This window comes from Pseudoalteromonas sp. J010 (genome assembly GCF_003934235.1).
Classification (GTDB): domain Bacteria; phylum Pseudomonadota; class Gammaproteobacteria; order Enterobacterales; family Alteromonadaceae; genus Pseudoalteromonas; species Pseudoalteromonas peptidolytica.
Map to the genome: position 1 here is coordinate 21,032 of NZ_RDBW01000007.1, position 22,336 is coordinate 43,367.

Here is a 22,336-nt window from a genome sequence, read left to right on the forward strand (position 1 = left end):
AATAATTTTGCCACCAAGCCAGAAGCTGATTAAGCTCTGGCTTTATTTGTTTTAGGTGTCTCCCATGAAAAAATTAACTTTCGCGCTACTCACGACGTTGAGTTGCGCAGCGTTTGCGCGTCCAGCCCCGCTGGTTTCAATTCCTAGTCATGATGCGTTTTTCGATAGTATCAAAGCGCATTGTGGCAAAGCTTATGAAGGTAAAGTAACAGTAGATAATCAAGGTCCCAGCAGCTTTAGCGATGCGCGCCTTGTGATGCACGTTCGCAAATGCAGTGATACTGAGCTTCAGGTACCGTTTCATGTAGGTAAAGATGCGTCAAGGACGTGGATCATCACCAAAACAGGCAGCGGTTTAAGCCTAAAGCACGACCACCGTCATGAAGATGGTAGCGATGATGTTTCTACTATGTATGGTGGGCATACCTTAGATGCAGGGTATAACACAGTGCAGTCGTTCCCAGCGGATGAATACTCAAAACAGCTATTCATCCAGCAAGGGATCCCTCAATCCGTAGGGAATACATGGCAAATGTATATTTACCCAGAGCAGTTCACCTATCGCTTAGTTCGTGAGGGAAGAGAGTTTCGTGTCGACTTTGATTTAACGAAGCCGGTGACTGCACCAAAAGCACCATGGGGATATAAAGACTAAGTTCAGCGCTGAGTTGTAATACTAACTATTCGAAGATTAGGTTAACTATGCAATAAAGAGCCAAAGTAAAGTGTGTGATTACCTTGCCACACACTTTATTTCAACTGTTAAATCATTTTGATAGGGTCTTGGCTCTAATGGGAGCCTGTCAAAATCTTGTACACCACTGAGTAATGTCACTTGTGGGTGAGCACCTTGGCATAAGCGTTTTGCGTGACGTAGCAAGAACACACTTTGCTGCCTGAAGTGTGCATAACTATCAGGCTTTATAGCCAGCTTAAAGTAGATATCACTATAAGTGATTTGCTCATAATGGACTTTATGGTCAAAATCATAGTGTTTCTCAGCCTCACCTTTTGGCACCTGAGTGTATTGACATGCGCTAAGTAATGCTACACCCACTGTTAGGGAACTTAGCTTTAACGCGCTTGGTCTTAATGATAACTTAGGCATAACTATCCTTTTAATCTGCTACATTCATAGTATATCACATAGGAGATGAGCAACTTGCTTAACCAACTAAAAAAGCTGTTCCAAAGCTTGCAAGAAACCGCTTCAAAAGAAGAGCTCGATTTTAACACTGCTTTAGCTGCGTTGTTGGTGGAGGTAATGCGAGCGGACGGTAAGTTGCAGCAATCAGAGTTCGATAAAATCGCAGAGCTGCTAAAAACGCGTTGTGAATTACCACAGGCTCAAGTCACAACCCTTATTGATGAGGCGCAGCAGTTGGTCGAGCAAGCAGTGGACATGTACTCATTTGCTAAACAGATAAACAACCATACCAATGATGTAGAGCGCATCGAGGTAATAGAGCTGCTGTGGCATGTGGCATATGCAGATGGCGAGCTAGACAGTCATGAAGACCATATTATTCGTAAAATTGCCGGTCTATTTTACGTTGCACATGCCGATTTTATTGCCGCTAAGCTCAGAGCTAAACCTTAAGCTAATTCGCTGCTTTTGCCATTAATGACTGACTAACTCTGTTTGGCAGCTGCTGATTGCCTCTTTGATCATAAAGTTGACTAAAGTTGGAGAGATTTTATAAAGGCTGGCAATCTCTTTTTGCTTTAGCCGACCATTACGATAAAAGGAGAGAATGTTTTGGTGGCGTCTTGAGAGCTTTCCAATCGTTTCATTGATTTTTCCGCTCAGCTGTTCATTCTCATATTTTGCTTCAAGATCGACCTGCTGATCGGTAAGTTGCTCTAGATGACCTGCCTCAATATCCACAATATTTTCACGGTTAAACTTTCTGAGCATATCAATGGCGATATTTCTTGCTACTTGATAACAAAAGCTTGTTGCATTTTTGACTGCTAGGTTTTGACAATTAGACATACCAGCCAATCTAATATAAGTATCCTGCAGGGCATCTTCTGCCAAATATGGACAGCGCAAAATACTGCTTAGGTACACAAGTAATTTTGATTCGTTTTCAGAAATAACACGCGACCATTTTAGCGCAAATTGAGACACAGCGACTTACTCCTTAAGTATTCCAAAAATAACAACAATGCAAATGATAATAATTATCAGTTATTCTATTTTTTATCTGGGAGCCATGTCAAGTGAAAAGTTTACTTTTTGTGTATTGTTTTTTCTTCAAATTAACAAAAGTATTTGTTTTGGGTATTCAGCTGGAGAGGTAGATAAATTAATTTCTAACTTATTGTTTTTAAAGCGGGTAAGTAAATTTTTGTATCCATTATGGCCCGTGAGTCATAGAGAAAATAGTGGGGTATTCGCCGTGAATGCAGTGTGATTAATGCTAAAAGTTAATGTTATTAATGTGTTTTTTATTTTGATTTAAGGTTTCTATTTGGGCTTTTGTGTTAATTGGGCTGTGAGGCAGCACAGTATTAACGAATAAATAAAACTAAATAATTTTGTCCGTGAGGCGTCATTGCTAGCAACTTAGTTTATTTACAGTCTGGGTGAAAAGTTATGAGCTTTGATAATGAGAATTGCACATTTAAAGTATTGATAAATCATGAGGAACAGTACTCTTTATGGCCAAGTTATAAAACTATCCCTGGAGGATGGCAAGAAGCTGGCTGCGAAGGAGATAAGCAGACTTGCCTTGATTTTATCAACGAACACTGGGTGGATATGAGACCGCTGAGCTTGCGTCAGGCATCTTCTAGTTAATCATCCGCATTCTTTTTTAATCTATTTAATGTCGATGGGTTTATGGAATTTAGGTTTCATCATTGAGCCCATATTGTCCAATTTTGTTCGTTAGCAAGCGTTTTCAATTAGCCATGTGCTGCTATAAACATCGGAGATCCTCGGAGTAATCTATGTCTGCCATTACCATTACAGACTACCTTGCGCGCCATGCCGAAGCTCAACCTGAGCAACTTGCGTTAGTATGTGTCGAACGCAAAGCAACCACACAGTGGAGTTATCAAGCATTACTAGACAAGGTAATGTCTCTTGCAGGTCACTTTCAACATCATGCAAAGATAGGCGACAGAGCGCTAATCTTGATGGAAACCGGCATTGAATATGTAGCCAGCTTTTTAGCGTGCCAATACTGTGGGATCACCGCTATTCCCAGTTTTCCTCCAGAGTCAACAAAACCACAACACCTAGCGCGAACGATAGGGATTGCTAAAGACGCCAGTGCGACCTTGATCCTGACCACATCACGTTTTAGCGACACGGTGCAAGCGCTGACATCACAAACTCCCGATGCTTCGATGTTGAGTGTTGATACGCTTGCGCCATTTGATGGCAAAGCCGAGCGCGCTGACGTTGCACCAAGTGACATTGCTTTTTTGCAATATACCTCAGGCTCTACTGCTGCTCCGAAAGGCGTTATGGTCAGCCATGAAAACTTGATTGCCAATGAGCGCGTTATTTGCGAGCGAATGGCCACAACCGCTGATGACGTCATGATTAGTTGGTTGCCGCTGTTTCATGATATGGGACTAATTGGCGGCCTGCTACAGCCACTCTTTGTTGGTTATCCGCTGGTATTGACGTCACCTCGTTACTTTATGGAACGACCAGTGAGATGGTTGCAGTTACTGAGTCAATACAAAGGAACGATTTCTGGCGGGCCTGACTTTTCATTTCGCTTATGCTTAGAGCGCATCAAACCACAGGTAATGGAAACGTTAGATCTTAGTCATTGGCGGGTTGCTTTTTCAGGCGCTGAGCCTATCCGGCATGACACCTTGATTGATTTTGCAGAGCGCTTTGCTGTATGTGGGTTGGACAAGCAAGCCATTTACCCTTGCTACGGTCTTGCCGAGGGTACCCTGATGGTGACAGGTAGTCACGCAGGACAGGGGGCATATGTTGCTGCATTTGATAGCGAAGCACTGGCAGCAGGAAAAGCAACTGAGGTGCCGAGTCAGGATTGGCGAAATACCGAGCAATACCGCCATCAGGTTGGATGTGGTGTGGTTGCCAGCGAGCATTTTTTGCGTATTAGCGACCCGCATACACAGCAGCGTCTTGATGATGGTGAAATTGGCGAAATATGGACCGCAGGCCCAAGCATTGCTGTAGGGTATTGGCAAAATGAAGCTGCGACACAAGCAACATTTGTAGAATTGGACGGTAAGCGTTGGTTAAGAACCGGTGATGTCGGTTACATCTATGATGGTCAGTTGTTTATTTCTGGACGAGAAAAAGACCTGATCATCATGAATGGTCACAACGTTTATCCGCAAGATATAGAAAGGATCATTGAGGCGGAACTAAACTTTGTACGCAAAGGTCGAGTCTCAGCGTTTCCGGTACCCAGTACCCAAACGGGTGAAGGGATCGGTCTTGCGATTGAAACCAGTAATAGTTACCGCAACTCAGTTGCGGCTGAACACACCGCAGAAGTTATCAGAAACTTTGTAAGTACCCAATTCGGACATAGTCCCGAGTTAGTGCTGTTACTAGATCAAGGCACGTTACCGAAAACCTCCAGTGGCAAACTACAACGTAGTGCCTGTCTCAAACTGTATCAACGTGAACGGTTGGTACCGTATGGGGCATTTGATAGCGAAGCGCTGCGCAATCTCACTATGGCGGAGTGTAACACTGAAAAGTGGTCTGATTTTGAATTGACCATTGCCCAACTGTGGCAGCAAGTGCTCAACTATCCAGTCACAAGTGATAAAGCAAACTTTTTCTCGTTGGGCGGGAACTCACTCAAAGCGGTGCGCTTAATTGCTGCGATACAAACCCAGTTTGATTGTCAATTAGACACCACTTGTTTGTTCACCGCACCAGAATTTGGTGCATTTTGCGAGTTCGTAAAACAAAACAAAGCGCAACTCAGCACGCAAATACAATTGCAGCCGTCTCAACAAACAGATTATCCATTGAGTGCTCAGCAGCAACGGCAACTATTCCTTTGGCAATTACAGCCAGACAGTAATGCCTATCATATTGGTGCAAAAACTACGTTAACCGGCGCCTTGTCCAATGCGCATATTCAGCAGGCATGTAGTACAGTATTTGAACGCCATCCTATCTTGCGACAGCAATTTATTAAAAGTCGTGATGGTATGTGGCGACAGTCAGCGTCTTCTCGTGGAATGGTTTGGTGTGAAGAAGATTTATCACTGTGTACGCAAGATATACAGTCGCAGTGGATAGCACAGTGGTATCGCACACCTTTCGCACTTGCAGAGGGGGAGTGCTTCAGAGTAGCACTGATAAAAGTTGCGCCACAGCAGCATAGATTACTGATCGCTATGCACCATATCGTTGGTGATGCGTGGTCATTTGAACTGCTACTTAAGCAAATCGCTGAGGCTTATCAAGCTTTGGAAGACGGGGTGGAGACAGCGCAAGCACTTCCGTTATTGCAATATGGTGATTTCGCTCAGTGGCAGCAAGATTGGCTTGAAAGCGCAGAAGCTTTGCAGCAAAAAGCATACTGGCTGGCTCAGTTGTCAGGTGATGGGGATGAGGAACTTATTACACCGCAGTATGGCAATAGCTTAGCAGAGCCTGCGTCTGCGCTACTTGGCGAACGAATCGAGTATCGTCAGGTGCAGCAGCTTCAGGCTTTCGCTCATCAACAAGGTGCCAGTTTGTATATGCTGTTGTTGGCGTCCTTGCAAGTCACGTTTTATCGTTTATACGCCAAGGCCAAGCCAAGAATTGGCGTCCCGATTGCAAACCGTCGTAGTGCTGCTACTCAAGAAATGTTGGGCTTTTTTGTCAACACCCAAGTGATTAGCGCACATATCCAGCCTGCGATGTCATTCACTGAAGTGCTAGCACAGGTTAAGCAGCGTGCCCTTGAGGCGCAGCAACATCAAGACTATCCGTTTGAAAAGTTAGTTGAAGTGCTAAACCCAGAGCGCCAATTGGGGAAAAACCCATTATTCCAGTTCATGCTGAACCATGTGGAATACCAAGCGAACCCATGGGGTGCATGTACATCACTGCGTGCTGAAGGTGTGGAGGCACTCAATCAGCAAGCGCAGTTTGACTTTAGTGTAGACTCAAAATTGTTTGATGACGGTCACCTTGATATCGAGCTGCAATACAACAGTGCGCTATTTTCAGACGCGCAAATGCAGACCTTTATACAAAGTTGGTTGACGGTACTTGAGCATGCTACTCAAGCGCCACAAAAAGCAATCGCGGAGCTGACGACGGTAAAACAGCCCGCTGAGTTATTAGCGCTGGGTCAAGGTAAAGCGAGCAGCGAAGCAACACCTCAGTGGCTGGCACAATTGGCACATCATGCCAACACCAATCCAGACGCAACAGCCATTATTTATCGAGACCAAAATTACAGCTACAGCTGGTTGTGGCAACGGGCACATGCCGTAGCTCGTCAGCTTAATACAGCAGGCCGTGACGAAGAGCTGGTCGTTGGTATTTTGTTACCACGAACACCAGAGATGTTAGCCTGTACTTTAGGATGTCTGCTTGCCGGCGCGGGTTATTTACCATTAGATGTCAACTTCCCAGATGCTAAATTGGCGTTCATGCTGAAGGATGCAAACTGTGGCAAGCTCATCAGTGATGGTAGCAAAGTCAATATAACTTGTGCGGGTGGCGTTTACACTCCTGCTGAGTTATTTGAGACTTTGGATAGCGATAACAGCAATGAAATTAGCGCTACAAATCCGCATACCGTGGCGTATTTGAACTATACCTCGGGCTCTACGGGCACACCAAAAGGTATCGCGATAGCGCATGGCGCATTGGCAAAATATATTGAATCGGCCATCGACTTTATTGGCTTAACAGTGAATGACGTGGTGCTGCAATTTGCAACTGCCAATTTCGATGCCTTTGTTGAGCAGGTATTCCCAACTTGGACTGTCGGCGCAACAGTAGTGCTCAGAGAAGACGCACTGTGGGATGCACAAACCTTGTATCGTCAAGCAAAGCGCCATCATATTAGCGTGATGGATCTCAGCGCCGCTTATTGGCGTTCAATTGCTGCATCATGGGCACAGCAAGCTAAGCGTGATGGCGCGCTGGTATTGCCTCACCTACGCCAAGTTCACTCTGGTGGTGAAGCCATGTCTGTTAGCGGCATTGCGGATTGGCGTGTCGCTGGATTGGCCGATGTGAAATTATTAAATACCTATGGACCAACAGAAATAGTGGTTGAAGCCAGTGTGTTTGATTGTCGCACACTTGGCTCATCGACGACTGTACCTGTAGGTACGGCAATTCAGGGGCGGCAGCTTTATATTTTAGATTCGGCATTACAGTTAGTGCCCCATGGTGAAGTTGGTGAGCTTTACATTGGTGGTGACATTCTTGCTCGCGGATACTGGCAGCAAAGTGCACTTACCGCTTGTAAGTTCATTGCTGATCCATTTAGAGACGATGGTGCTCGCATGTATGCTACGGGCGACTTAGTGCGTTGGCAAGGTGATCAGTTAGCATATATTGGTCGTCGCGATCATCAAGTGAAAATCAGAGGCTTTCGCGTCGAGCTTTCAGAAGTCGAATCACAACTAAGTAAGTTGCCTCAGGTCAATCACGCCGTGGTTCAACTTAGAGAAGGTCAAGACACTGCTAGCCTCGTCGCATTTGTTGAGGCTGAGCACACTTGTGAGTCTGAGTTAAAGCAAGCATTGCAACAGCATTTACCTCATTACATGATCCCAGATGTGATTCAAGTGCTTGATAAGTTACCGCTTTCTGATAGCGGGAAATTAGAGCGTCATAAGCTTCCCAACATCGAATCGACACTTGTTGAACCGCTGTTATCACAACAAACAGGAAGTGCACTAGAGCAACAGTTGCTGCAAGTATTTGCGCGCCACCTACAGCGCGATGCCATTGCCATGGAGCAAAACTTCTTTGACTTAGGCGGTCACTCATTGATGTTAATGGCTATCTTCGATGAGCTAAAACAAGATCACCCATCATTAGTCTTAACGGATCTATTCCAATACCCCAGTATTGCCAGCTTAGCGGCTCATTTAACCAGTCAGTCAAGCACCCAAGTTGCGTCGTCAAACGCGCCAAATAGTAAAAAACAAAAGCAAGCCATGAATGCCTTTGCTGCCAAGAAGCGAAAATCAAGAGAAGCATAAACGATGACAGAGCAAACATTTAACCCTTTAGATATTGCCGTGGTAGGTATGGCAGGCCGCTTTCCTGATGCGGATAATGTTGACGCATTATGGCACAACGTTCGTAGTGGCCACTGCGCGATTAACACCCTCACTGACGACGAGCTTGCAGCCGCGGGGGTAAGCGAAGCACAGCGTGAACATGCCGATTATGTGAAGGCAGCTATCCCATTTGCCAATAAAGATCAGTTTGATGCTGAATTTTTTGGTTACACACCAAAAGAAGCCACCCAGTTAGATCCGCAGCAGCGACTATTTTTGCAAACCTGCTGGCATGCGTTAGAGCAGGCAGGCCTAATGGAAGCAGGCCAGTTTACCGGCGTATTTGCAGGATGTGGTGTGCCTGCATATTTGCTGAAACACCTACTTCCCCAGCAGCAAGATAATGACATTACTAGCTTATTGGCGCTCACCAATGGAAATGAAAAAGACGCACTGGCAACTCGGATCAGTTATGAATTAGATTTAACTGGGCCGGCGGTAACGGTGCAAACTGCTTGCTCAACTTCTTTGGTGGCAGTGCACATGGCCTGTCGCGCGTTGCAAAACTATGAGTGTGATAGTGCGCTTGCAGGTGGGGTGTGGCTCAATCTGCTAGACGACCAAGGCTACCTTGCCCCAGCAGGTGGAAGTTTATCGACTAGCGGTAAATTGAGCGCGTTTGGTGAGCACGCGGATGGCATTTTAATTGGTAGCGGTAGCGCTGCTGTGGTACTCAAACGTGTTGAGGAAGCCATAGAGGATGGCGACCATATCTTAGCGGTGATCAAAGGCTCGGCGGTTAATAATGACGGTAGAGACAAAGTAGGCTACACCGCACCGAGTGTCACAGGGCAGGCGGGTGCAATACGTGCGGCGCTCGAGTTTGCTGATGTTGATCCCCGCTCAATTGGCTACATAGAAACCCACGGTACAGGCACTAAGCTTGGCGATCCTATCGAAGTCGCCGCCTTATCGCAGGCATATCAACACACTGAAAAACAATACTGCGCGCTTGGCTCAATCAAAGCGAATATTGGTCACTTAGACTCAGCGGCTGGCGTAACAGGTTTAATTAAAGCAATACAAGCTTTACGCCATAAAGAGATCCCACCGAGTATCCACAGCACGCCACTCAATAGTAAAATCGACTTTGAGGCGAGTCCTTTTTATTTACCGCAGCAGGTGCAAACGTGGCACAGTGATGTTCCTCGCAGGGCTGCGGTCAGCTCGCTTGGCATGGGTGGAACAAACGCACATGTGATTGTTGAAGAGTATCAAGCGCCCGAGGGTGAGGGGACAAGTGACACCGCGCCTTGGCATATCTTGCCTATATCGGCGGCTAACCCAGACAGTATTAAAAAACAGTGCCAGCAGCTGGCTAAAGTTATAGAGCAGCACCCGCAGCAGCTATCTCTGGTTGCGGCGCAGTTACAACACAAGAAGCGTCGCTTGTCAGCCTGCCATGCTATTGCGGTGAAAGATGCGACTCATGCGCTCGAGATATTAAGTCGTGAGCAGATTGATTGTACCACCACGAAAGCTGAACCGGTTGGTTTGTTGTTTTCAGGTCAAGGTTCGCAATATGTCACGATGGCACAGCCTCTATACCAGAATATCACTGCATTTAAAACGCACTTTGATGATGTAATGGCACGCGTGCCAAGTCAGCTCCAGTCGGAGCTACAAGCCGTGTTTTTCCCATCAGATGAGCAGATTTTGGCAGCCAATCAGCTCTTAAATCAAACCCGAGTTACACAACCTGCACTCTTTATTGTGGCGTATGCGATGGCGAAATGTTATCAGGCGCATGGCGTGCAAATACATGCAATGTTAGGCCACAGCATTGGCGAATATGTTGCTGCGTGTTTGGCTGGCGTTATGTCGGTAGATGATGCCATTACACTGGTCATCGCACGCGGTGAAGCACTACAGCAAATGTCAGAAGGGGCGATGTTATCGGTGATGGCAAGTGCGCAGCAAGTACAGACTTATCTGCATTCTGAGTTAGATATTGCCGCGCAAAATAGCCCTCAAAATACGGTGGTGGCAGGGACAAAAGCAGCGATCAAAGCGCTGCAAAGCACCTTAAAAGAGCAGCAAATAAGCTGTACACGTTTACACGTTTCTCACGCATTTCATAGCCACCTGACAGAACCGGTGTTGGCAACGTTTGCAGAGGCACTAGCAAAGGTTGAGCTACACGCCCCAACACTGCCATTTGTCTCTAATGTTACCGGAGAGTGGATCACGGCGACTCAAGCAACGTCAACACAGTATTGGCTGGATCATATCCGCAAGCCAGTTAAGTTTGCCCAAGGTGTACAAACGCTAGCGCAATCATGCCCAGTGCTAATAGAAGCAGGCCCTGGCGATACGTTGCAAAAACTCAGCATGCAGAATCTTGGTGAGCAAGTACTCGCGCTACACTCAATTGCACATGTAAGAGATCTGAAAGCGGCCATTCCTCCTTTTATCAACACGCTTGCGGCACTTTGGCAGCGCGGCCATGAGATTAGCTGGCAGCAAGTCACTGACTATCCACGTGGTCAAATGATGATCACACCAGAGTATGTATTTGCAGATACGCGTTTTTGGCAAGAGGCACAGCCGTTACAAGCACAGGTTGTTGGATCGCAAGACACTCCCCCTGAGTTACTTACGCCAATCTGGCAACAAACGCCACTGCTACCAAGCGCAAGCAAAGTGCCGAGCGCAGAGCAATGGCTGGTGATTTGTGATGATAGCCCACTTTGCGGTGTGCTAGTGAACGCACTTCAAGCTCAGCAAGTTGCAGTACTTCAGCTGTGGCATAGTCGTGATTTTGAACAGCAGCAGGCGCAAGTATACCGTGGCGATACGCAACAAGCTGAAACCCTAGAAGTGATTACGGCACAATCTGGCAGCATCGACAGAGTCCTTGATTTAAGATTACTCGGTGATGATGTATTGGCATTTTCGAGCCACTTGGCACTGTTTCAATGGGCGGTGGCTAACAAAACCGCGGTAAGCCTTGTGACCACTGGGCTATTTTCGGTGTTGGGACATGAAGCCATATCACCGCAAAAAGCGACACTTTTAGGTGCAACGCGGGCATTGCGCCACGAAGCATCAGAGTTAGCAATACAAGTACTTGATGTTGATGAAGCGATTGCCAACGCCGCGAACAATAGGCTCAATTCGACGTTACTTCAGCATTTACTTTACGATCAGAGCGTGGAAGTGGCTATCCGTGGTAAAAACGCCTTTAGCTTGTCACAACAGACACTGGCGGAGGTGACAGCAGTGCCAGCCCGCACTGAGCAAGCCGTTACCTTTATTACCGGCGGCCTAGGCGGTGTAGCCCTTGTTCTTGCCGAGCAACTTGCACAGCAAGGACATAAACTTGCTCTACTCAGTCGCAGAGCAATACCAGATCCAACACAATGGCAGCGACTGGCAGCGAACGCTGACACAGAAGATGAAAGGGCGCTGTTTACGCAGTTGTGTGCATTACAAACCACAGCAGCTGATTTAATGGTATTACAAGGTGATGTTACTGATTTAACCGAGTTGAGCGATGCGGTCTATAAAGCTGAGACCAACTTAGGCAGTATTACGCATGTTGTGCATGCCGCAGGAGTTGCTGGAGGTGGCGTTCTGCCACAGCTAACCGCTGAGCAAGTGACGATGACATTGGCGGCAAAAGTCTCGGGTGTGGACAATTTACTGACCGTATTTGCACAGCACTCGTTAGCAAAAATGATACTGTGCTCTTCGCTCGCTTCCGTACTCGGGGCGTTTGCGCAAAGTGACTATTGCGCTGCGAATGCCTATCTTGATGCCGTCACTTATCGCGCGTTACCATTTCCCGTTTGCACTATTAACTGGGATGGATGGGACAACATAGGCATGGCCGCAGGGCAGCAAGTGGCAAGTGGGCTTGGTTTAAGTCGTGAACAAGGCGCAGCATTATTCAAGCAGGCGCTGACAAGTGATGTACCACATATTTATGCCGCAGCCATGAGTTGGGCGCAGCGTGAAATCAAACTTCAAGCATTACTTGAGACCCTGAGTCGCGTTGACTCTGCGCAGCCGCTGACGTCACAAGGTAAAGCGCGACCATCTTTGGATGTTGAGTTTGAAGCGCCCGAAAGCGAGCTGGAGCAGCGCCTAGCTAACTTGTGGTGTGAGTCTCTTGGTTATACAGAAGTTGGTATCTTCGATAACTTTTTTGCGTTAGGTGGAGACTCTCTGATAGCGATACAGATGATAGCAAAAGCAAAGCAAATCTTTGCTGTTGAAATCACACCAGCTGCCTTTTTTGAAGATCCCACGATTGATAACTTGGCATTTCTAGTTGAGGAAGCGCTGGTCGCAGAGCTAGAAAATCAATAACTGAAACGGGTGATAATCACCCGTTTTTTATATCTCACCTCATCTTAAACAAGTGATTTACTCCCCCTCGAAACCAATTGCAGCACGACTTCAATTGGTTTTATTACCCAGTAACAAGAAAAGGATAGGTATGAACTCTAATACACTGCTCATTCCATTATTATTATTTGGCTCCGTAGCATGTCAGGCCGACTACTCGTCAATTCAAAGTAATAACAAACAAGACGACAGCAAGCTTAAAGCGAAGATCACGCGTACTGAGTTTGGTATTGCGCATGTTACAGCGCATGATCTGCGCTCTTTGGCTTTTGGCTCTGGCTATGCACAAGCACAAGATCATGCTTGTGTTTTAGCGGATAGTTACTTGCGAGTACGTGGTGAGCGCGCTAAATATTTGGGTGCTGACTTGCATCGTGCGGGCGACAACCGTCATGTAATGTCTGATTACCTGTTTAAGATTGCCGATATTCACCAGCAAGCTAAGTTAGCCTTTCCCCACCTTTCTGAAGATACACAAGCAGCAGCAGAGGGCTTTGCGGCGGGCTTTAACTTGTATCTCGCAGAGGTAGAAGAGGGTAAAGCGAGTTTAGAGCCGACCTGCCAAGGGCAAAACTGGGTGCAACCAATCACCGCAATTGACGTACTTGCTAATATCGCCGCGGCAGGCAGTGGAGCCAGTCTTGGGCAGTTTGCAACGGCTATCTTACAAGCACATCCTGGACAGGCTAATGAATGGCTGCCAAGTGCAGCGAAGCCAGTCTCACTGACCGCTCCCCTTGCTGCTGTCCCAAGTGCAGATACGCTTGTTACTCAAGGCTCTAATGCTTGGGCAATTGGTGGTGCACTGAGTGATGATGGCAAAGGGTTATTGATGGCAAACCCGCACTTTCCTATGACCGGGCAAATGCGTTTTTGGGCGTATCATGCCAACATTCCAGGTCAGCTAGATGTAATGGGGGCATCGTTACTTGGCTTCCCCGCAGCGGTAAATATTGGTTTTAACCGTAATATCGCGTGGAGCCATACCTACTCAGCTTCAACACAGAGTGTAATTTATCGTTTAACGCTCGATGCAACAGATCCATTAAAATATGTTGTTGACGGCGAAACGAAGCAGATAGCGGTCAAGGATGTCTCAATTGAAGTGCTTAGTGATTCAGGTGAAATATACAGACTACACAAACCTGTGTATAAAGCTGAAGGTGGCATGCTGGTCGAAATCCCTAAAGTGTTAGAGTGGAGTGAGCAACATGCCTATGTATTAAAAAATACCAATATAAATAGCTTTGCGGCAATCGATCATTGGTTGGCATTGAATAAAGCGCAAACACTCGCTGAGTTCCAACAAACTTTTAAAGATCACAATGGCTTGATGTTTAATAATGTGATTTATACCGATAAAGACGGACAAACATTTTATATCGATGCTGCCAATGTGCCAGACCTTCCGCCAATTGCATTACAGTATCTCAATGATAACGCGCAGGCGAAGCAGTACTTTGCAAAGTTCAGAGTCCCAGTGCTGCCAGGTGACTCGGCGGCGTATTATTATCAGCAAAGTGTACCGTATGAAGCAAAACCAAAGCTAACACGTACAGATTACGTGCAAAATGCAAATGACTCATATTGGCTCGCCAATGCGAGTGCACCGATAGCTAAAGTTTCTCCACTTTATGGTCAACACAGTGTATTGCAAAGTCGCAGAACACGACATTCCCTAGCTAAAGTGAGTCACCCAGTCGGGGCTGATAATAAATTCAGTGCTGATGAAGTGGCGACCATTTTGTTATCGAATACTGCGCTTATAACTCCAATAATTGACGATGTCATTGCCGCTTGTAAACAAGGTTGGCAACGCAAAACCATCACGATTGATGAGCAATCAATTGCGCTCGCGCCAAGCTGTGCAGCCTTGCAAAAATGGGATGGGCACTTCAATCAAACATCGATTGCGGCGCATCTAGTGCGGGAATTTGTTGCAAGAGTCAATGATAGGGAAGACTTTGAAGTCAGTTTTGATGCGCGAGATCCCGTGAATACGCCGCGCAATATTCGGATTGATGAAGCGTTATTTAAAGAGCTGGCTATCGCGGGTGAAATTATTCGCCATGCAGGCTTTACACTGGAGGCATCGCTTGGAGAGCTACAATTCTTTGAACAGCATGGGCAGCGTTTTGCGTGGCAGGGTAATATGAACGTTGAGGGGGGGCTAAATGTATTTGCAACGCAAAATCGCCTTGACCAAACCATATTTGCACCTGTGGCAACGCCATCTGTAACAACGCCATACAATAACAGGCCACTGTGGAGTGGGTTGTCACAACGTGGATACGAGCTCCACTTTGGTTCGAGTTGGATGATGGTTGTGGACTTTGAGCAAACAGGAGTGAAGGCACAGGGCCTGTTAACCTATTCTCAATCACAACATCCAGATGCAGAGAATAGTAATGATCAAACCCGCCATTATAGTGAACAGAATAAGTTGGTGACGTTACCTTTTAAAGCTGCTGACATTGCCACGACGCAAATATCGACAACCGTTATTAAGCAATAACTATTTTGTAAAGACATTAAAAAAGGGGCTGCTAGCCCCTTTTTTGGTCAACCGCTATTAAAAGCGGTATTTTACGCTGAAGTTATATGCGCGAGGTTCACTGTACTTCTTCGGTACGAAGCCGTAAGTATCGTAGAAGCTTTCATCAGTTAAGTTACTGACATTTAGTTTGAAGCTAAGCTGCTTTGAGTAATCATACTTAACATGAGCATTGATCAGGGTCTGGCTGTCTTGCTCTGCACGTACGGCACCACGACGACCACCGGCTGGAAGGCCAAGGTCAACGCCCGGTACGTTAAGAATGTCTACTTTTCTGTCGGTATCCCATGTCGCGTTTAAGCCAAAGCTCCAAGCTTCATAGGTATACTTAGTGCTGACATTGAGTGTTTGTCTTGGTGCATATAGGTTAATGTCTTCGCCGTTTTCGTCAACGACATCAAAATCACTATAGCCAAGGTTAACTTGCCAGTTATCAGTAATATCCGCATTTAGTTCGATTTCAAAGCCATCAGCTTCTGCACCATCTACAGGGCGATACCTTGCTGGTCTTTGATCCGCATACTCAGGAATAACGACACCAAAGTCTTCTTTTAAGCTATCAAAATAAGCCACGTTTAGGCGTAAACGGTCATCAAGTAGATTCGTTTTCACGCCTACTTCGATATTGCGTGCGGTGATTGGATCAAGTTGCTTTAGGTTTACGTCAACTTTGTCTAGCTGAGGTTCATAAGCATCTGTGTAACTGACATATGTACTAACTTGTTCGTTGATGTCGTAAACAAAGCCTAGGTATAAGCTTTCACCGCTTTCATCTCCTTTATCGCTAGAGAAGCCACTCCACGCAAAGTCACGCTCATTGGTGCGTTCATAATCGAAAAACTTGATACCTGCGATTGCGTGTAGATCATCAGTAAGAACCAATTTACTGCTGATGGCCAAGCTTTGTTCTTTTGTTGTTTTATCCCAATAACCAATAAATTGCTTGTCGGTCGCATTCAAGTGTGAAGCCGGGTGGCGATTATAAATTGACTGAAGTGGATAAAAAACGGTGCGTTTGTTTGCGTCCAACTCTTCATAACGATCATCCGTTGATTCGAAGTCAGCATTGAGATAAGTCACATTGACCTGATGCGAGCGGTCGAATAGCTCAAAGCGGCCCACTAAACCTAAAATAAAGTTGGTACCATCTACAGTTTCTACCCAGCGACGATCACCACCTTGTAACCCCAACCCTGTTTGCTTGTCAGGGTTACCACTAAAGTAGGTCATGGTAATATCAGCTTCTGTTTTGCTGTACTGCGCACCAAAGTTAAGCGCCCAGTCTAAGTTGAGCTGATGCGATAATTTAAAGTGGTAACTTTGATGAGTATTGCCATTGAAGCTATCCGGTGAAGATAGATTGGTTTTTTTGTCAATTTCTACCGATGAGCCATCAGAATAAAAAATAGGTAGTCCCCAAGGTGACAGCTTTAGTTCACTATCTTGGTAATGTACGGTGAATGACGCTTCAGTATCATCAGAAAAATAATGGTGTAGCTGAGTGTAAGCAACGATTTTGTTGCTATTTTCTTTGTCTACAAAGCTGTCTTTATCTTCATAAGCAAGAATAAGGCGGCCAGCAAGCGCTTTATCATCTGTTAACGCACCAGTTGCATCAAGATGCGAGCGCACTTTATTCCAAGAGCCAACCTCAGCACCGACTTCAACAAAACCATCTCTGTCGGGTTGTTTAGTGATCACATTTAAGGTCGCGGATGGCTGTCCTGCTCCAGCCATTAAGCCTGCAGCACCTCTTAGTACTTCTACGCGGTCATAGACAATGGTATCTAAACGACTTTCTTGAGGGCCTGCAATAGAGGTTGGTAAGCCATCTTTTACCAACGCATTGATAAGATAACCGCGAGAGGTAAATTCGGTATTATCACCTGCACCAAACTTATATCGAGAAATACCAGTTGCTTGAACTAAGACATCTTCCAGATCATCAAGCTCAAAATCGTCGATAAAGTCATGGCTTAATACCGTGACAGACTGTGGGGTTTCTTTGATGGTAAGGTCCAAACCTGTTGGGCCTGAGTTACGTTTAATTGGTTGACCAACCACATCAATCCGTTCGATGTTTTTGGTGCTGTTCTGCGTATTGGCTAAAGTAGTAGGTGAGAAGTATATCAGTGACAGCATAAGAGATAATGCTGCTGATTGATGAGCTTTGCTTCGCATGGGTTTTTTCATTCCTGATTTTGTTATTTTGGCCAGTTATGCCATTTTGACTTAATGGTTTATTAAGCAAATTGGTATAAAACGCACTTTTGGCGCGCACCCGTAGGACGAAAAGTCGAAACAAAAATTTAGTAAAAGGAATCATTTTTATTTGCGACTGTTTTTTTCATTTTTTCACTCGTCTACTTGCCAAGTAAAAATGGCAGTTGCATTGTCCTAAACTGGAGACAAGAAAGTGGAAGCACCAACGAGAAAGCGCCAACGAAAATCACGGCTACACTCGACATCAACCCAACAGCTAAATGACCTAATAAAACAAAGAGCAAATGCGGCTCAGGTTAGCTTGTTAAGTCGCTCTGAGATACAAGAACAAGCGCCTTTGACCGCGGCTCAGCAGCGCCTTTGGTATGCTTGGAAAGTTGCTCCGCATGATAAAGCATATAATTTAGCTGGCTCTTTGCACTTTGATGGGCAATTAGATGCGGAGTTGGTCAAACGCAGTTTTGACGTGTTGCAGGCGCGCCATGGCGCACTACAGATCCAGTTCTGCGAAACCGAAGCTGGGGTGTATCAGCAGCAAAATCCACAACTTAACTTTGAATTTTCAGTGGTCTCAATGGCGCAAGCAAATGCCAATCAACCAGCTGATAAGTTAAGCCATGCAATGCGTCCATTCGATCTATTATCAGAGCCGCTATTGCGGGTAGTATTGGTGAATCACGACAACCGCTGTGAATTGCTGATTGTGATGCACCACATCATCACTGATGGCACTTCGATGCAAATTTTATTTGATGAGTTTGTGGATGTTTACCAAGCATATACGCTCGGAAAAGCGCCTGCGACACAAAAACAAGTCGACTTTATCGATTATGCCCGCTGGCAAGCGACACAAGACAACAGCACCAAGCTCGCGCAGCAAAAGCGCAATTGGGTGGCGCAGCTTCCGACACAAATAGAGGCCATCACGTTGCCAGCTGCGGAGTCAGCAAGGCGTCTAGAGACTTACACAATGGCGACGCATAGCGCCACATTGACAGAGAACATAGTGCAGGCGGTGAGTAGTACCGCTGAGCGCTTTGGCACCACGCCTTACTTGGTGATGCTGACCGTTTTTCAAATGACACTACAGCGTTTTTGTGGTCAACGAGATGTCTTAGTCGGTGTCCCCGTGGCAAATCGCCATATAGCAGAGACCTTAGAAGTGATAGGCTTTTTTGTGAATACGCAAGTGAGTGCGCTACGTGTTACTGAGCACGATAGTTTTTCGACACTCATAGCGCAAGCCAAGCAGCATCACCATTTTGCGCAGTCTAACCAAGATTTACCCTTTGAGCAGCTCATTGATGCACTGGCGGTTGAGCGAGTGAACGGCACCCATCCGATCTTTCAAGTGATGTTCAACTATCTGCGTCGTGATAAGCAGCGCGCCAAACAGTTACGTGACGCGACACTCAGTCATGCGCAGGCACATCGCTTTACTATGCCTTTTGACTTACATTTGGATGTTATCGATGTACAAAATGAAGAGGTTCAGTGTCACTTTTATTATGCAGAAGAGCTTTATCAAGCACCGTTTATCGCCCAGTTCCAGAGAGCGTTTTTTACCGCACTCAACCACCTGACTTCATGTTCGACAACACCAATTACACAAGCAAGTTTATGGCAAAGCGATACAGCAAGCCGTTTGCCTATCGGTGAATCGACTCAACCAGGTGCCGATCTGCTCGCACAGTTACAATACTATGGTGAACAACAGCCTGAACAGGTGGCTGTAGTAGGTAAATCCGGTGTCCTGACTTATGGTGAACTGGTGCAGCTTAGCGATAAAGTGGCTGCAATACTACAGAGTAAAGGAATACTTGCACAGCGCCGTGTGGGTCTGCGAATGTCGCGCGATATTACCGCACTGGTAAGTATTTTTGGGGTGCTAAAAGCGGGCATGGCATATGTTCCGATTGATGCCTCACTTCCTGAATCGCGACAACAGTATTTAATAGAGAACAGTGAAGTTGCATTGGTTATTTCGGATCTTGAAACGACGCTAGCGATACAATGTGAGCAGGTGCCGTATCAACAGTTAATGGCACAAACGCCTGCGCCATTAACGCCGCCATTACGTCATAGCAAACAACTGGCTTATGTGCTTTRTACATCAGGTTCAACTGGGCTGCCAAAAGGGGTAGCAGTGACGTTTGCCGGATTAAATAATTACTTAGCCGATGCCTGCGAGCGCTACATGGCAACATGCTCACGAGCCGTGGTCAGTTCAACGTTGTCATTTGATGCCACAATCACCAGTTTACTAGTACCTATTTATGCTGGTAAACGTGTTGATATGATTGCGCAAGATGACGGACTGCTGGAGCAAGTTGCAGAGTGTATTCAACAGGCAACAGACAATACATTATTTAAGCTCACTCCCGCACACCTTGATGGCTTGCTGAGCTTAGGTCGTCATATCACTTCTTCGCTGCATCATTGCTTTGTTATCGGTGGAGATAAACTGATGTCGGGGACAGTGGCGAAGTTGCAACGTCATCTAATCAATAGTCGCTTTATTAACGAGTATGGGCCAACGGAAACTGTGGTGGGGTGCTCCGCATTTTTAGTGACCCCACAATCCTGTGCCGCGCATACGGTGCAACCTATTTCTAACGCACTGAACAATACCGCGCTGTTTGTGTTAGATGAATATCTTAACCATTGCCCTGCGAATGCGGTTGGCGAGTTATACATTGCTGGCGCTGGCTTAGCACAAGGTTATCTAGGTCGTGCTGATTTAACGGCAGAGCGTTTTATTGCCAACCCTTTTAGTGATGACGGTAGTCGGCTCTATCGGACAGGCGATATAGTGCGTTATGAGGCCGATGGCACTTTGCTTTATCTTGGTCGCAGTGACAACCAAGTGAAAATTCGAGGCTATCGTATTGAGCTGGCAGAAATTGAAGCCCAGCTATGCGCGCTACCAAATGTTGACGAGGCGGTAGCGATAGTAGAGGAAGGGGCGACTCACTCTCGGATCATTGGCTATGTGGTTGCAAGCGAAGTTGATGTGCCCGGGGCGCTTAGTCATCTCGAAAAGCATTTACCCCAATATATGCTCCCTGCGCATATTATCGCCTTAGACAGCATTCCGCTAACCGTCAATGGTAAGGTAGATAAAACCGCGTTACCTAAAGCCAGTCTCCAATTAACCCGCGACTATATTGCGCCAGAGGGGGAAATGGAGCAGCTGATAGCCAGACTTTGGCAAGCGCAGCTTGGCCTTGAGCAGATAAGTCGTCACGATAGCTTCTTTAAACTCGGTGGCGACTCTATTATTGCTTTACGGTTTATTGCCGCTTTGGGTAAAGCGCTTGGCTATGCTGTACCGCTTAAGACCTTATTGCTGAATCCGGTGCTAGAGCAGTTTGCAGACGCGATTAATCAGCCGCAGAGTGCGATACTGACACTGGAAAAAAGGCCGCAAAATATACCTGCTTTGGCATCCCCTGGACAAAGAAGCTTGTGGGTTGCACACCAGTTGGCGTTGAATAAAGGCGAAGCGATGAGTTACAACATGTTTGGAGGGGTGGATCTGCACGGCGAACTTGATGTAACAAAGCTACAGCTGGCATTAGATAAGCTTGTTGAGCAACAATCTGCACTACGTACGTGGTTTGCTGAAGTGGATGGTGAAATTAGGCTAAACGCCGCGGCGCATACACGCATCGTCATCGAAGAGTTCGATTTCAGTGCCTTAGATGATGAGGCTAAAGCCAAAGCGCTGGCACATCAGCAACAGCAGTTGTCGTTACATCAATTTGACTTGGCCGCGCCCCCACTTGTGAAAGTGAACGCAGTTTGGCTTGCACCAAAACACCTGCGCTTGTTAGTTAATATGCACCATATTATTTCAGATGGTTGGTCGATTGCGATCTTCATTGAGTCTTTGAGCAATTTGTATGGCGGTAGCCATCAAGATAAGGATGCTGAACTGATATTTGAGTATGACGACTTTGCACATTGGCAACAGCAGCGCTTACAGAGTGAGGAAGCTAAAACGCAGCAAAGTTATTGGCGTAATACATTACGTGATGCTCCGACTTTGTCGTTATTTCCTGCACACAAACCACTGTCAGAGCAATCCAGTGATGTTGGAGCAGAGCTAAGTCTGGTGTTCTCTGAAGCGCAAAGCCAGCAATTGCGGCAATTTGCACAATCACAACATGTTTCGCTAAATTCAGTCATGATGACCGCTTATTTACTGTTTTTGCAGTACGTAACTAAACAGCAAGATTTAGTGGTAGGGACCGACTTAGCGGGCAGAGAAATCCCTGAGTTAGAAAAAATCATTGGTTATTTTGTGAAAGTGCTGCCAGTGAGAACACAGCTATCAACAACGACCTCAATGGCGAACGCGGTAAAAACCGTGCACCATACACTCGCAGCGACGATGGAGCATCAATTACTGAGTCTGGATGAAATCATTAAACAGGTAAATCCACCTCGGGATCAGTTTAATGCGCCAATTTTACAGCAGCTATTTGTGATGCAAAACGCACCCAAAGCAAGCTGGCAAGCTCAAGGCGTGTCGTTTACGCCAGCGGTGATCGACTTACCTAAGTATAGTAAGTTTGCGAATGCGTTATTTGTCACGCCTAATGATGAGATTGAATGTACTTGGCTTTATAGAAAGGCATTGTATGACGGATCAGCGATGCGTGTGTGGTTGCAGCAGTGGCGCACATTATTGTTGTCATTGATTGCTCAGCCAGATACGGCCATCAGCGAGCACTATCGAACGCTTTCGGCTGCCAGCGGCCATAAACCCAAGTCAAATAAGTTTGCTAAATTTAAAGCTAAGTAATAGCTGCGATAGCACAACAGTAAAAGCCAAGCCTAGCGCTTGGCTTTTATGATCAAAAAGTAAATTTCAACAGCCTTGTACCGTCTTACTGATACTTTGGCCGCCTCGCGGTGTCAACTTTGAAGATAGGC

The 22,336-nt window shown here is 46.2% G+C and carries 10 protein-coding genes; 7 read left to right on the forward strand and 3 right to left on the reverse strand.

The genetic code is table 11. The features are described 5' to 3' along the window. Positions 1-64: 64 nt before the first annotated feature. Positions 65-655 (forward strand): hypothetical protein, encoded by a 591-nt coding sequence (locus EAG18_RS05100; protein ID WP_125251323.1) that lies wholly within the window; start codon positions 65-67, stop codon positions 653-655. 78 nt (positions 656-733) lie between these two features. Here the strand turns inward: EAG18_RS05100 and EAG18_RS05105 are convergent, their stop codons facing one another. Continuing rightward, on the reverse strand, positions 734-1,108 hold the full coding sequence (locus EAG18_RS05105) for a hypothetical protein (protein ID WP_125251324.1): 375 nt from the start codon (positions 1,106-1,108) through the stop codon (positions 734-736). A gap of 54 nt (positions 1,109-1,162) precedes the next feature. Between EAG18_RS05105 and EAG18_RS05110 the strand changes: the two genes are divergently transcribed. Continuing rightward, entirely contained in the window at positions 1,163-1,600 is a 438-nt protein-coding gene (locus EAG18_RS05110) for a TerB family tellurite resistance protein (protein WP_125251380.1), read from the forward strand. 21 nt (positions 1,601-1,621) lie between these two features. Here the strand turns inward: EAG18_RS05110 and EAG18_RS05115 are convergent, their stop codons facing one another. After that, positions 1,622-2,134 carry a sigma-70 family RNA polymerase sigma factor gene (locus EAG18_RS05115; RefSeq protein ID WP_125251325.1) on the reverse strand — a complete coding sequence of 171 codons (513 nt, stop codon included), beginning with the start codon at positions 2,132-2,134 and terminating at the stop codon, positions 1,622-1,624. A gap of 468 nt (positions 2,135-2,602) precedes the next feature. On the opposite strand from EAG18_RS05115, the gene EAG18_RS05120 reads away from it, so the two are divergent. The 4 genes from EAG18_RS05120 to EAG18_RS05135 all read left to right on the forward strand — a co-directional run bounded on the left by EAG18_RS05120 (position 2,603) and on the right by EAG18_RS05135 (position 15,133). Beyond that, positions 2,603-2,806, forward strand: a complete 204-nt coding sequence (locus tag EAG18_RS05120; protein ID WP_125251326.1) for an MbtH family NRPS accessory protein — start codon at positions 2,603-2,605, stop codon at positions 2,804-2,806. Between the two features lie 152 nt (positions 2,807-2,958). Continuing rightward, positions 2,959-8,184, forward strand: coding sequence for a non-ribosomal peptide synthetase (locus EAG18_RS05125; RefSeq protein WP_125251327.1), 5,226 nt, complete (start codon positions 2,959-2,961; stop codon positions 8,182-8,184). A 3-nt stretch (positions 8,185-8,187) separates the two neighbouring features. Continuing rightward, positions 8,188-12,579, forward strand: a complete 4,392-nt coding sequence (locus tag EAG18_RS05130) for a type I polyketide synthase (protein ID WP_125251328.1) — start codon at positions 8,188-8,190, stop codon at positions 12,577-12,579. Positions 12,580-12,709: 130 nt separating this feature from the next. Beyond that, positions 12,710-15,133, forward strand: coding sequence for a penicillin acylase family protein (locus EAG18_RS05135; RefSeq protein WP_125251329.1), 2,424 nt, complete (start codon positions 12,710-12,712; stop codon positions 15,131-15,133). A gap of 57 nt (positions 15,134-15,190) precedes the next feature. Here the strand turns inward: EAG18_RS05135 and EAG18_RS05140 are convergent, their stop codons facing one another. Then, entirely contained in the window at positions 15,191-17,353 is a 2,163-nt protein-coding gene (locus EAG18_RS05140; protein ID WP_125251330.1) for a TonB-dependent siderophore receptor, read from the reverse strand. Positions 17,354-17,588: 235 nt separating this feature from the next. Here EAG18_RS05140 and EAG18_RS05145 point away from each other — a divergent pair, with 235 nt between their 5' ends. Continuing rightward, complete coding sequence (locus EAG18_RS05145) at positions 17,589-22,205, forward strand: non-ribosomal peptide synthetase (RefSeq protein WP_125251331.1); 4,617 nt, start codon at positions 17,589-17,591, stop codon at positions 22,203-22,205. The last annotated feature ends 131 nt before the right edge of the window (positions 22,206-22,336 follow it).